This is a genomic window from Aureibaculum algae, from assembly GCF_006065315.1.
GTDB lineage: Bacteria > Bacteroidota > Bacteroidia > Flavobacteriales > Flavobacteriaceae > Aureibaculum > Aureibaculum algae.
Genome location: NZ_CP040749.1, coordinates 4,302,663 through 4,316,642, shown reverse-complemented (window position 1 = coordinate 4,316,642; position 13,980 = coordinate 4,302,663). Strand labels below are relative to the sequence as shown.

Here is a 13,980-nt window from a genome sequence, read left to right as displayed (position 1 = left end):
GTACTAAAAAATATGTTTGAATTCAAATAATTAAAATTTCACAAATGATTACAAAAAAAAACTGGAAACAAATTTTTTTAGCCATAGCCTTGTTTGGCGTGTCGCAAACTTTTGCACAAAAAGCACCAACATTTAGTGAAGGGGAAGACCCAAAACCATCTCACAAAAAATGGAAATTAGTAAAAAATATGTCGGATGAATTCAATGGAAAGAAAATCGATAGTAAAAAATGGGCTACATCTGGCGGATGGATCGGGAGAGCACCAGGTTTGTTTGTTGCAGATAGTGTTAGTGTAAATAATGGAAATTTAGAAATTACATCTGATTTGTTGCCACAAGCGATTACCAAAAATGGCGATGAATTTACACATAGTGGAGGTTATGTAGCTTCGAATTTTTCTAAGAAATTTGGCTATTATGAGTGTAGTTTAAAAGCGAATAAAACATTTATGTCTTCCACATTTTGGCTGATAAATGAGTCAAAAAATCTTGAAAATTGTGATAAAAGAACCACGGAGTTAGATATACAAGAGTGTGTCGGGTATATCAATAATGATAAAGAATTTAGCCAAAAATTTGACCAATCAATGTCATCTAATACCCATAGTCGCAATATACCGGAATAGGTGGTATACTTTATCCGGAATTTGCAGGCTAGAGAAGCAGCTCAAAAATCAATCGTATTATTAAAAAATAAAAATAATACGTTACCACTTTCTAAGGATATAAAAGTACCCTATGTCACTGGGCCTTTTGCAAATTCATCTGATGTATTAATGGGTAACTATTACGGAATTAGTTCTAGCGTGGTAACCATTTTGTCGGGTATTGCAGATGCAGTTTCCTTAAGTTCTTCATTAAATTATAGAAGTGGCGCTTTACCATTTCACAAAAATATCAATCCTAAAACTGGGCGCCAAATGTTGCAGCCGAGTCAGATGTGACTATTTGTGTAGTGGGCTTGTCAGCAGATAGAGAAGGAGAAGAAGTAGATGCAATTGCTGCTGAAAATGTAGGGGATAAAGTGGATTTGAAATTGCCGGAGAATCAAATCAATTACGTTAAAGAAATTGCAGCCAAGAAAAAAGGACCTTTGGTATTGGTTATTGCAAGTGGTAGTCCGGTTTCTTTAGAAGGTATCGAAGAGCATTGCGATGCTATCTTACAAATTTGGTACCCTGGAGAACAAGGAGGTACTGCGGTTGCAGATATCTTATTTGGAGATATTTCTCCTTCGGGGCATTTACCGATTACTTTTCCTAAAAACGTAAATCAGTTGCCTCCATACGAAGATTATTCTATGAAAGAAAGAACTTATAAGTACATGACAAAAGAACCGATGTATCCCTTTGGTTTTGGCTTAACCTATTCTAAAACAGAAATTGTACATCTAAAATTGAATGCGGAACGCTTAAAGCCGAAAGAAACGTTAACCGCTACTGTTACTGTTAAAAATACTGGAAATTATGCTATTGATAATGTGATTCAGTTGTACATCTCTCCGATTAATACTGCGGATGGAGTTCCTTTTAATAGTTTAAAAGCTTTTAAAAGAGTTTCTCTACAAAAAGGAGAAACAAAAAATATATTCTTCTCCTTAATGCCAGAAGATTTAAAAATGATTAATCAAAAAGGAGAAAAAGTTTGGCGTAAAGGAGCTTATAAAATTATAGTTGGAAATGCTTCTCCTGGTAAATTGGCCATAGAGTTGGGGGCTGCTATTCCTCAAGAAAAAACAATCCAATTAAAATAAAAGTTGAAATAGCGGATATTTGCAAGACGATTAAATGTATTAAAAAACAAGTGTTTTTCAGAGGTAAAAAACATATATGCTGCAAAGAAAATCATTTGTTCATATGTAGAGCATACGATTCCTTTATTTTTGTGAAAAGTAAAGCCGTAAAATATGATCACATTTGTGGCTTATTGTTTCAAATTGAAAATTAAAAAGTATGCAATTTTGTTTTCTCAAAAGGCTTTCTCTAGGAATATTTTTTTTAGGAGGTATTGTTTTTGCTCAAGAGCAGCAACATGAAAAATACGAACCCACTTGGCAATCTTTAAAAAAGGTTAATCCAGCTCCAAATTGGTTTCAAGATGCTAAATTTGGTATTTACACGCATTGGGGTCCTGTTTCTTCGGCATTTGTTGGTACAGATCCTGATACATTTTATGCGGGTTGGCATGGTATGAAAATGTATGAAGATGGAAAAAAAGTTCCAACAAAAAACGGCAAACCAACGTCAAACTACTTACACCATAAAAAGAAATATGGTAATCCTGCAAAATATGGCTACAAATATATAATTGAGCAATTTGACACTTCAGGTTTCGATGTCAAAAAATGGGCAACATTATTTGAACTTTCAGGAGCAAAATTTGCAGGGCCGGTTGCGATGCACCACGATAATTTTGCTATGTGGGATGCAAAATCTACACGCTGGAATTCTATGAATTATGGCGGAATTGACCCTTCGGCAGCATTAAAAAAAGAAATTGAAGCTAGAGGGATGAAATTTATGGGATCATTTCATCATGCATTTACATGGCAATATTTTGCGCCAGCACACCAACATAGAGGAGTTGATCCAAAAGATTATGATTTATATACGAATCCTCACGCGTTAGATTCCAAAACTCCAGATGAGCGTTTTTATAAAGAATGGTGGGCGAAATTGAAAGAATTTATAGATGTATATCAACCAGATTTACTATGGTTTGACTGGTGGTTAGAAAATATGACAGAAGAATCTCGTGAAAAGTTTTTAGCATATTATTATAACAAAGGTTTAGAATGGGATAAAGATGTGGTGGTTTGTTATAAGGAAAGTACTTTCCCAGAAAATACTGCAGTTAAAGATTATGAGCGAGGACGACCAAACCAACCAAAACAAGATGTTTGGTTAACAGATACTTCTCCAGGAGCTTGGTTTTATCGTCCCGGTGCAGAATTTAAAACCCCTAATGAATTAATTGACATACTTATAGATATCGTATCAAAAAATGGTTTGATGTTGCTAAACGTACCTCCAAATCCAGATGGAACTATTCCAAAAGAAATGGAAGATCTTTTGATTCATATAGGAGAATGGTTAAAAATAAATGGAGATGCAATTTATGCTACACGTCCGTGGACAGTTTTTGGCGAAGGACCAACCCGGTTGTCAGAAGGAGGTCATAAAGTAGAGAAAATTAAGATAGCCTATACGAATAAAGATATCCGTTTTACGAAAAAATCTGGTAAAGAATTTTTTGCCATTGTCATGGATAAGCCAGAAAATGAAATTGTGATACAATCATTTAGTACCCAGTTAGGTGTGTTAAATTCTACGATAGAAAATATTGAATTATTGGGGAGTAATGCAAAAATATCTTGGGAAAGAAATGAAAAAGGGTTAGTTATTAAAACGCCAAGTAACATAGCGCCTTCGTATGCGTATGCATTCAAAATTACTTTAACAGGATATAAGGAAAATAATATAGGTGGTGCCGTTGATGCTCATGTGGATTGATTTTTTAAATAAATTAAAAATTAGAATAGTATGAAAATACAACACAACTTAAAATTGATTTTACTCCTTTTTTTAATCACAGGAATCAGTTTCTCGCAGAATAATACAACGATTGCTAATGGGCCATTTAAAGCAACAGATGCTTCACTGGCTACTTACAAATACCCGGAATGGTTTCGAGATGCTAAGTTTGGCATTTGGTCACATTGGGGGCCACAAGCTGTACCTCGTCAAGGCGATTGGTATGCGAAGAAAATGTATCAAGAAGGAAGTGCTGATTATAAATATCATGTGGAGTATTATGGGCATCCCTCAAAGTTTGGGTATAAAGATATTATACCTTTATGGAAAGCTCAAAAATTTAACCCTGAAGAATTAATGGCTCTTTATAAAAAGGCTGGAGCAAAATACTTTGTTAGTATGGGTACGCATCATGATAATTTTTTTCTATGGAATTCAAAGTTGCATTCCTGGAATTCGGTAAAAATGGGTCCAAAGAAAGATATTGTTGGTTTATGGCAAAAGGCAGCAAAAAATGAAGGTTTGAAATTTGGTGTTTCTGAACATTTAGGAGCAAGCTATACTTGGTTTCAAGCAAGCCATGATGCAGATAAAGATGGAAAGTATAAAGGAGTTCCTTATGATGGGAATAATCCAAAATACCAAGATTTATATCATGCTAAAACTGCAGAAAATGATAAAGAATGGCTAACAAACAATCCGAAATTTCAAAAAGAATGGCTAGAAAGAATTAACGAATTGGTGAATGTGTATCAACCAGATTTGTTGTATTCTGACAGTAAAATGCCTTTTGGAGATATTGGGAGAAGCATGATTGCTAATTTTTACAATACGAATATGTCCGTAAATAATGGAAATTTAGAGGCTATTTATAATTGTAAAGAATCTTCTAACGGGAAATGGGTGCAAGATATGGAACGCGGCGTAATGGATGAGATTAATCCTCATCCGTGGCAAACGGATACCTCTATTGGAGATTGGTATTATAAAACCGGACAAGAATATAAAAGTGCTACGTATATCATTCAAATGTTATGTGATATTGTAAGTAAAAACGGTAATTTATTAATTAATATTGTGCAAACCCCAGAAGGCGATTTAGAGCCTGATATGTTACTTACTTTAGAAGAAATTGGACAATGGATGGCAGTAAATGGAGAAGGAATTTACGGCACCAGACCTTGGGGAGTATTTGGTGAAAGACCAACCAATGCCGTTACGGTAAAAACGGCAAAATTTAATGAGAAAAATATTTCTTATACGGCTGATGATATTCGCTTTACTAAAAAAGGAGAAGATACATTATATGCTTTTTGTTTAGAAAAACCAACTAATGACATTCGGATAAAGTCTTTAGGAAAAGGGGCAAAATACAACTCGAAATCTGTTGTAGCTATAACAGTATTAGGGAGTCAAGAAGTACTGCAATGGCAGCTTGAAAATGATGCTTTAGTTATCAAAAAACCTGCACATTTACCAAATTGGAGCGTGATTGGTTTTAAAATAGAATTCAAAAAGTAAGAAAGCTTCAGTATAAATAAAAGTATCTAATTGTGGGTGTTTCGCTTTAAGCAAATCAATTTAATTCAAAATAAAAATCAATGAAAAGCACAAAACTTTTTGTTCTAACACTTTTAATCTCGCTGTCCATAGGGAAATTTACAACATGGGCACAAGATGTCAATTTTAATGATTCTTGGAAATTTTATAACGCAGAAGCAGAAGGAGCGGAAAATGCAACGTTTAATGATGCGAATTGGAGAAAATTAGATTTACCGCATGATTGGGCAATTGAAGGGCCGTTTGATGTGAAATACAACGCGCGAAGTGGTGGTCTTCCATTTCATGGTACCGGTTGGTATAGAAAACATTTTGTGATGCAAAGTTCAGCAAAAGGTAAGGTGGTTAGCATTGCTTTTGAAGGTGCTATGTACGATGCCCATATTTGGGTTAATGGTAATTTTATAGGGAATAGACCTTATGGTTATATTGGTTTTGAGTTTGATATAAGCAAATACCTCAAATATGATGGTACGGATAATGTTATCGCTGTTCGCTTAAGGCCACAAGATTTATCAACGCGTTGGTATCCTGGTGCAGGGATTTATCGATCGGTATGGCTAAAAATTAATGAACCAGTGCATGTTGCAAATTGGGGCACTTATATTACCACGCCAACGGTTACCAATGTTAAAGCAGTTATTCAAAATGAAACAACCATTGAAAATAAATCCGTACAAAATAAAAAAGTGGTTGTAAAACATGAGTATTTTTCCCCTGATGGAAAATCAGTAGCAACGATTGAAGAAGAATTAGAAGTTCCTGCGAATAGTTCTAAAAATTCAGGGCTGTATTGTACTATAGAAAATCCTGAAAAGTGGGATACCGAAACCCCAAATTTATATAGCGCTATTACTACAATAACAGAAAATGGTAAAGTAGTTGATACATATAATTCTCGTTTTGGTATTCGTACAATTGCTTATTCTACAAAAGGGTTTTTCTTAAACGGAAAAAAAGTAAGATTTAATGGTGTTTGTTTACATCACGACAACGGGGCACTTGGTGCAGCCGTATATCGCAGAGCGGATGAAAGAAAACTACAAATGATGAAATCTATGGGTGTTAATGCTATCCGTACGAGCCATAATCCGCCATCAAGAGAATTCTTAGAATTATGTGATGAACTAGGTTTATTAGTGCAAGATGAAGCTTTTGATGTTTGGAAAATACCAAAAGTAGCAAATGGTTATAATTTGTTTTTTGACGAATGGGCTGAACGAGATATTAAAGATATGATTCGTAGAGATCGTAATCATCCCTCCATAGTTATGTGGAGTATCGGTAATGAAATTTTAGAGCAAGGCGATAAAAAAAATGGTTGGAAAGTAGCAAAAATGTTGAATGATTATTGTAAAGAAATGGATCCGACACGCCCAACATCGGCTGGTTTTAATCATTATCCTGATCCGTATGACAATAATATGGCACAGCAAGTAGATATCGCTGGTATGAATTACAAACCATCTAAATATAGTGAAGAAATTAAAAATTATCCTGATTTACCTATTTATGGGTCAGAAACTTCAAGTGTAACAAGTAGTCGAGGTGTGTATCATTTACCAATCGAAAAATATCAGACACACGAATCTTTACAGGTAACTAGTTATGATATTATTGGACCACCTTGGGCATATCCGCCTGATATTGAATTTCATTTTCAAGAACAAAACCCAAACGTTATGGGTGAATTTATGTGGACTGGTTTTGATTATTTAGGGGAGCCAACACCTTATGGAGGGAAGGATAACTCCACCAATGGACATTGGAATGCGGATTGGCCTTCAAGAAGTTCTTATTTCGGAGCAGTAGATTTAGCAGGTTTTCCTAAAGATAGATTCTATTTATACCAAAGTCATTGGACGACAAAACCAATGATTCACTTATTGCCACATTGGAATTGGAAAGGGATGGAAGGAGAAAATATACCAGTGTATTGTTATACCAATTGTGACGAAGCAGAGCTTTTTGTCAATGGAAAGTCTATGGGTAAAAAAGTCAAAGGAAAAGATTTGACCGAATTAAAAGTAGATTTTTTACGCTATGAACCAAAGAAATTTCAATCGAAATACCGGTTGTCTTGGAATGTGCCTTATGAAGCTGGAAATATAAAAGTTGTTGGTTATAAAAACGGCAAAGCGATACAAGAAGTACAAATATTTACATCAGGAAAACCAGCCAAAATAAGCCTTTCAGTAGATAGAAAAGAAATTGCAGCAGATGGTTCAGATTTGGCCTATATCACGATCAGAATTGAAGATAAGGATGGTAATTTATGTCCGAATGCAACTAATCTAGTAAATTTCTCAATAGATGGTGTTGGAAGTTTAATCGCCGTTGACAATGGTAATGCAGCTTCTGTAGAGCCTTTTCAAGCAAATTATAGAAAAGCATTTAGTGGGATGTGTTTGGCGGTTTTAAAATCGTCTAAAAAAGAAGGAACGATTAAATTCACGGCAAAATCAAAAGGATTGAAAAGTTCAAAAATATCCGTTCTAACGAAATAAATTTAATTGCTCATTTTGCTATAATAAGATTCATACCAGTATTCTTTCTAAGATAGTTGTTACAAGTATTCCTTAGATCAATTAGCAGATTGTTTTAAAAAAAATATTAGACAATAAAATCAAAAAAATATTCCTTCTTACAATTTAATTTATCAGGGCTATGGAGTTTTGTATTGTAATTTTTGATTTAAAACGCATCTATGAATTCTTTGTTTGTATTTAGATCCGTTATTTGAATATAGTCTAATATGCCGGTACCTTTGAATAGAGTTTCGATGCCAACTATTTTTCCATTAGGTTGCTGGTATTGATCTTGATAAATTAAAGAATTATTTAAAAAGACTTGAACTGTTTTGTTTTTTGCTACAATATGAAGCATGTTCCAATCGTCCAAATTAATTTTAAAAGTATCTAAATTTTGCTGTTCGCCACTTAATACAGCTTCTCCGAATTTAATACCAGAAAATTGAGAACATCCTGATTCCATCAGCTTGATATGGTTCGTATTATTTTCGCAAAACAAACGTAAAATAAAGTCAAAACAGGTAATTCCGCCTAGTTCACTGGAGTTTTTAAATCGTGTTTTTAGTTCAAAATTATCTCCATCAATTTCAAATTGTTTAAAAAGACGGTGTGTAGTATAGAAAACTTTATTTAAATCAAAACCATTAGCTTTTAAATAAACTTGAGGATAATATAGACGACCGTTTTCTTCCATTTTCGGAATTTTATTATCTAACCAAAACCTACTGAGCTCTGATTCATAAACAATATAGCTATCCCAACTTTTTGATAAAGCAAGTACCTTTTTAATTGCTAGTGTTTTTTTGTTTTTTTGTAATAAAACAGGGTAGTATCCAGGTACTTGATACGTGAAATTAGAAATGGTTCTACTTTTTTCTGGCTTTATAATTTGATGACCTAAAGTTGGGTGTTCAAAACTAAAGTCAATGAAAATACTATCAGATTCTAGCTGTGTGAAATCATAATTAAGGGATGCTGTATAAGGTACAATGCCAATTGAATCATTCAAATTAAACGTAAAAACATCATTATTTTTTTGAATGCTTTTCGTTTGATTAATTGCAATAAATGAAATGATAAGAACTATTATTGGAATGAAAAACCAAATAATTTTTTTTGTTTTTTTTTGGTCATTCTTTTGTGTTTTATTTTTTTTAGAATTTAGCGAAGTGTTTTTTAAAACAAAATCATCCCAGTTGCTATAATCTAAAAATAATGATAGGGCATCTTTAGTTGCTTGTTGCGGATTGTAATGTTTGCGATACTTAATTTTACCAAATAATCTTTTTAAGGTATGTGGACTAATTGAAATAGTAGAAGCTTCAGAAATAAGTATTGAAAGTTTTTGGTAATCAGATTCTTTCCAAGTAGAGGAGTCCTTCCAATCTAATTTTTTTTCAATTTCTTTAAGGCAATATTTTAGGTGTTCTTCTTCGGTCATTATACAATATGCAAAATTTTGTACATGCTTTGCATAGCAATTTAAATGTATTTTTTCATCTATACAACTTAATTTTAGAAAGGATTATACCACCATAATTTTACTACACATTTTACTGGTAAATCCTATAAATTAAATCTAAAATAAAGGTGCATAATGAGCTATTTTAATCAAATTCTATTTAAAAAATTATTCATTCTACTTATATTGTTGTGTGGAGTAAAGAATATAGCACAAGTTACATTAACAGAAGAGAAGTGGAACCTACCGACCTATAAAGTTGCTCCAGGAGAAAATGCGCCAATATTTTTTTCTAACGAAAGTTTTCAAGGCGCACGAAGAGAAATTTATCCCTATGCTTTAAATGATGTTATTTCGCATGAAAAAGTTCAAAAGGATTGGAAAGTACTTAAACTAGAAAATAAATACATTGAACTTGGTATTACCCCAGAAATTGGTGGTAAAATATATTATGCTACCGATAAAACAAATGGATATAATTTTGTTTATAAAAATAATGAAGTAAAACCTGCAAATATAGGAATGACGGGTGCATGGGTTTCTGGTGGTATTGAATGGTGTGTACTACACCATCATAGAGCATCTACTTTTTTACCCATGGATTATTCCTTAAAAGAAAACGAAGATGGTAGCAAAACGATTTTTATTGGCGAAACAGAACCAAGACATAGAATGCGTTGGAATGTGGCGGTAACACTTTCTCCTAATAAATCTTATTTTGAAGCGGAACTTACTATTTATAACCCGACACCCTATACAAATACTTTTTTAAATTGGGCTAATGTTGCAACACACGTTAATGAAAACTACCAAACTATTTTTCCGCCAAGTGTTCAAGTGGCAACGTATCATTCTAAAAATCAGTTTACGCGTTGGCCAATTTCAACAGAAGTTTTTAGAGATCAAGATTTTACAAAAGGAGTTGATGTGAGTTGGTGGAAAAATGTAAAAGAAAATGCTTCTTTCTTTGCATGGGATTTAAAAGAAGATTTTATGGGTGGCTATGACCATGGCAAACAAAGCGGAACCATACATATTGGAGATCATAATATTATAAAGGGTGCAAAACTTTGGGAATGGGGCTCTGGAGTAACTGGGCAAAATACCGAAGCAAGGTTGACCGAAACCAGCGGTCCGTATGTTGAAATTATGGTTGGTGCGTTTTCTGATAATCAACCTGATTATACATGGATTAGACCTTTCGAAACCAAAACTTGGAAACAATATTGGTATCCTGTACGGGATATTGAAGGGTTTAAAAATGCGAATATCAATGCTGCTGTAAATTTTGAAAGACGAGAAGGTAATAAAGTTTTATTAGGATATTATTCTACACAAGAAGTGAAAAAAGCACGTATTCTTTTACGTAAAGGTGTTGAAGTTATTTTTCAGAAAGACATAGAAATTTCTCCTAAAAAATCTTTTAAAGAATTTATTACAATCAGTAAAACAGAAGATTTGACCAATTATTCTACAGAGTTATTAGATGTAAATACAAATGAGATCATTATTGCTTATCAGCCAAAAAAATTAGAACCAATAGGTAAACTTCCAGTACCATTGGAAAGACCTAAATCTCCTGAAGAAATTTCTTCGGTGGAAGAATTATTTCTTACGGGTAACAGAATGGAGCAATTTTATAAATACCCAGATGATTATTATGACGAAGTGTTAAAAAGAGATGCTCTTGATACAAGAACTAATACGGCTATTGGAAATCGATATTTAAAAAATGGAGATTATCAAAGAGCGAGAGAATATTTTTCTAAAGCGATAAATAGGCTTACCAATGATTATAATAGACCGCCAACTGGGGAAGCACTTTATTTACAGGGTGTGACTTTGAAGGCTCTTGATCTTGAAGAAGAGGCTATAGACACACTTTATCGTGCAAGTTGGGATTATGCCTATTATTCTGCGGCATTTTTTGAGCTAGCACAAATTTCATCCGCACAAAAAAAGTATGGCAAAGCACTTGAACAAATTAATGAATCGCTTTCTACCAATATGAAAAATAATAGAGCGGTTGGTTTAAAAGCTTCATTACAAAGAAAAATGAACGATTTTAAAGGAGCGCAAGAAACAGTAGAAATTGCGTTACAAAAAGATCCACTTGATTTCCGTTTGGTTAATGAATCCTATTTGATTGCGAAAGAATCTGGAAATACTAAAAATGCACAAAATGAATTGACCTCATTAACTAAAAAAATGAGGAATTTTGATCAGAACTACTTGGAATTGGCTGTTGCATATCTCAATGATGGTATGTTTGATGAAGCGAATGCTATTTTATTACAATATCAAGGAGATAGTCCGATTATTATTTATTTTTTGGGATACATTCAAGATTATTTTGGTAATAAGAAGGAAGCTAAGCAGCTTTTTTTAACAGCGTCTAACCTTTCAGAAGCTTCTCATTTTCCATTTCGTCTAGAAACTATTAAAGCACTTGAAAAAGCTATATCTTATAATGAAAAGGACGGAAGAGCGTATTATTATTTAGGGAATATTCTATACAATAAACAACCCGATCTAGCCATTTCTTATTGGGAAAAAGCAATTACTTATAGTCCTCAATTAGCTATGGCTTATCGTAATTTGGGTTGGGGATATTACCGCCATCAAGAAAATGTTGCAAAAGCAATTCCATTTTATGAAAAAGCAATTGCATTAAATAACGAGGAAGCTATTTTTTATGCAGAGTTGGATAAACTATATGAATTAAATAACTCTCCTGTAGGAAAGAGAATGGGTATATTTGAAGGCAATAATACTGTTGTTCGCGAACGAGATGATGCTTTTGTTAGTCAAATTAAAGTATTGACCTTAGCTGGAAAATCTGATTTGGCTGTGGCATTTTTAAAAGGAAAAGAATTTAGTTTTAGAGAAGGAAACTCTAGAGTTCGAGAAATAATTATGGATGCTCAACTTACTTTAGGTTTAGACTATTTTGAAAAGAAAGACTATCAAAAAGCTTTAGATCATTTTTTATTAGCTCAGGTGCCAGATGAGGAGGCAGGTAGTGCAAGATCAGGCAATAGAAATTTTCAAGTGAATTATTTTATAGGATTAGCTTATAAAGCTCTTGAAAACAAGACAGAAGCAGAAAAATTCTTTAAAAAAGCTACCGTCCAAGACAAGCCAGATAAAAGAAGAAAAAGTATTGTTAGCGGATTTATGAGTTATTACCAAGGTATGAGTTATTTGAAATTAGGCAATAAAGAAAAAGCAAATGCAATTTTTAACGCCTTGGTAGAGCAAGGGAATACGGAACTCAATAATAATGGAGATGAAACTTCGGATTACTTTCAAATATTTGGTGGGAAGGAAGAGGAGTCTACAAGAAAATCAATGGCATTTACCACAAGAGGTCTAGGTAATAAAGGTTTAAGTAAAAAGAGGTTGGCGGCAGAAGATTTAAAGCAAGCAACAGTCTTATCAACTAGTAATTTATGGGCTAAAATAGAGTTGGAAGAAAAATATTAAGTTAAGTACTTGACAAAAATTTATAAATGTTCGAGTTTATCCAAAATTTTGTGTTTTTGAAAAATAATTTCAAAATTCATAGGTTAACTTTTTTGATTTATAACCTGTTTGGAAAACAAATATACAATTGATTGTAGATTTGTCCCCATTTAAAACGTGTTTTCTTCCATTTTGCACTGATGCTTTGTGCCGCTAAATAGATGGATTTCAAGGCTGCATCATCATTAGGGAACACTTTTTTGTTACGCGTATATTTTCTAAGACTTGCATTAAAACTTTCAATGATATTAGTTGTGTAAATAAGTTTTCTTATTTCTTTAGGATAATTTAAAAAAGCGGTCAAGTTATCCCAATTATTCTCCCAAGACTGTACGGCAGATACGTATTTATGTTCCCAATTTTGTTTAAATATTTGGAGAGCTTCTAAAGCGAACTGTTCATTATCTGCTTGGTAAATGCCTTTAATATCCGTCATTATTGCTTTTCTGTCTTTGTAACTCACGTATTTTAGTGAGTTTCTAATTTGATGTACAATACAGATCTGTCTTATGCTATCCGGGAAAATAGCTTCTACCGCTTTGTCAAGTCCTGGTAGGTTATCCGAGCATAAAAAGAAAATATCTTTCACTCCACGAGAGCGCAGATCATCTAAAATAGACATCCAAGCAGATGCTTTTTCGGTTTCAACAATATGCATGCTCAAAATATCCTGTTGCCCTTCGGTATTAACACCTAAAACTATCATACAAGCTTTAGAGATAACCTTGCCTTCCTGTCTTATTTTATAGTGAATGGCATCTATCCAAATTATAGGATAAACGTCTTCTAAAGGCCTATTCTGCCAGAGCTTGATGTCCTCTAATAATTGATTGGTAATAATCGATACCTGTGATGTTGAATAATTAACACCATAGGTACGGTGGATAAAGTCGATTATATCCAAATTGCTCATACCCTTAGCGTAAAGCAATTGGATACAGTCTTCTAATTCTTGACTGATCGACTGATGTTTTGGAACTATAACTGGATCAAAACTAGCCTCTCTATCTCTTGGGATTTGGATACGTTGTTCTCCATTTTGCGTTTTTATGGTCTTCTGTGAAAAACCATTACGCTGGTTGTTTGCAATTATGGAATCACCTTTTTGGTAACCTAAATGAGCCGTCATTTCTGCTCTTAAAAGTGATTCAATACCGCGTTTAAGTAATTGTTCTTTGACTTGATCAAAGTCTTCTTTGTTAGTGATTTTACCAAGTAAGGCTTCCAACTGTTTTTCTAATTCTGTGTTCATAAGATAAAAATTTAAAGGTAAATTTTTTGCCTATGAATTTCAAAATCATTTTTCAACTAAATAATCGCTAAAACACAAAATATTGCACAGTCCCAAATGTTCAGATTTTCTTGTTTC

Annotated in this window: 9 protein-coding genes; 7 read left to right on the top strand and 2 right to left on the bottom strand. The window is 33.3% G+C overall.

The window, feature by feature from the left end:
• Window positions 1-44: 44 nt before the first annotated feature.
• The 6 genes from FF125_RS18390 to FF125_RS18365 all read left to right on the top strand — a co-directional run bounded on the left by FF125_RS18390 (window position 45) and on the right by FF125_RS18365 (window position 7,600).
• Window positions 45-626, top strand: coding sequence for a family 16 glycosylhydrolase (locus FF125_RS18390; RefSeq protein ID WP_138951234.1), 582 nt, complete (start codon window positions 45-47; stop codon window positions 624-626).
• Window positions 627-944 (top strand): glycoside hydrolase family 3 C-terminal domain-containing protein, encoded by a 318-nt coding sequence (locus FF125_RS18385; protein ID WP_138951232.1) that lies wholly within the window; start codon window positions 627-629, stop codon window positions 942-944.
• Window positions 941-1,753, top strand: coding sequence for a glycoside hydrolase family 3 C-terminal domain-containing protein (locus FF125_RS18380; RefSeq protein WP_138951230.1), 813 nt, complete (start codon window positions 941-943; stop codon window positions 1,751-1,753). Before FF125_RS18385 ends, FF125_RS18380 begins: the two co-directional genes overlap by 4 nt.
• A gap of 199 nt (window positions 1,754-1,952) precedes the next feature.
• Window positions 1,953-3,512, top strand: a complete 1,560-nt coding sequence (locus FF125_RS18375) for an alpha-L-fucosidase (RefSeq protein WP_138951228.1) — start codon at window positions 1,953-1,955, stop codon at window positions 3,510-3,512.
• Window positions 3,513-3,542: 30 nt separating this feature from the next.
• The gene (locus tag FF125_RS18370) at window positions 3,543-5,054 is read left to right on the top strand and encodes an alpha-L-fucosidase (protein ID WP_138951226.1); all 1,512 of its coding nucleotides are present in this window, start codon (window positions 3,543-3,545) and stop codon (window positions 5,052-5,054) included.
• Window positions 5,055-5,134: 80 nt separating this feature from the next.
• Complete coding sequence (locus tag FF125_RS18365) at window positions 5,135-7,600, top strand: glycoside hydrolase family 2 TIM barrel-domain containing protein (protein ID WP_138951224.1); 2,466 nt, start codon at window positions 5,135-5,137, stop codon at window positions 7,598-7,600.
• Between the two features lie 187 nt (window positions 7,601-7,787).
• Here the strand turns inward: FF125_RS18365 and FF125_RS18360 are convergent, their stop codons facing one another.
• Window positions 7,788-9,065, bottom strand: a complete 1,278-nt coding sequence (locus FF125_RS18360) for a hypothetical protein (protein WP_138951222.1) — start codon at window positions 9,063-9,065, stop codon at window positions 7,788-7,790.
• Window positions 9,066-9,221: 156 nt separating this feature from the next.
• Here FF125_RS18360 and FF125_RS18355 point away from each other — a divergent pair, with 156 nt between their 5' ends.
• Window positions 9,222-12,572 (top strand): DUF5107 domain-containing protein, encoded by a 3,351-nt coding sequence (locus FF125_RS18355; protein WP_138951220.1) that lies wholly within the window; start codon window positions 9,222-9,224, stop codon window positions 12,570-12,572.
• 97 nt (window positions 12,573-12,669) lie between these two features.
• Here the strand turns inward: FF125_RS18355 and FF125_RS18350 are convergent, their stop codons facing one another.
• Window positions 12,670-13,863, bottom strand: a complete 1,194-nt coding sequence (locus tag FF125_RS18350) for an IS256 family transposase (RefSeq protein ID WP_138949166.1) — start codon at window positions 13,861-13,863, stop codon at window positions 12,670-12,672.
• Between the last annotated feature and the right edge of the window lie 117 nt (window positions 13,864-13,980).

Excerpts from the sequence above, each read along its gene's own strand:
- FF125_RS18360 (WP_138951222.1), bottom strand. The coding sequence starts at position 9,065 with ATGACCGAAGAAGAACACCTAAAATATTGCCTTAAAGAAATTGAAAAA.
- FF125_RS18370 (WP_138951226.1), top strand. The coding sequence starts at position 3,543 with ATGAAAATACAACACAACTTAAAATTGATTTTACTCCTTTTTTTAATC.
- FF125_RS18390 (WP_138951234.1), top strand. The coding sequence starts at position 45 with ATGATTACAAAAAAAAACTGGAAACAAATTTTTTTAGCCATAGCCTTG.
- FF125_RS18355 (WP_138951220.1), top strand. The coding sequence starts at position 9,222 with ATGAGCTATTTTAATCAAATTCTATTTAAAAAATTATTCATTCTACTT.
- FF125_RS18365 (WP_138951224.1), top strand. The coding sequence starts at position 5,135 with ATGAAAAGCACAAAACTTTTTGTTCTAACACTTTTAATCTCGCTGTCC.
- FF125_RS18350 (WP_138949166.1), bottom strand. The coding sequence starts at position 13,863 with ATGAACACAGAATTAGAAAAACAGTTGGAAGCCTTACTTGGTAAAATC.
- FF125_RS18375 (WP_138951228.1), top strand. The coding sequence starts at position 1,953 with ATGCAATTTTGTTTTCTCAAAAGGCTTTCTCTAGGAATATTTTTTTTA.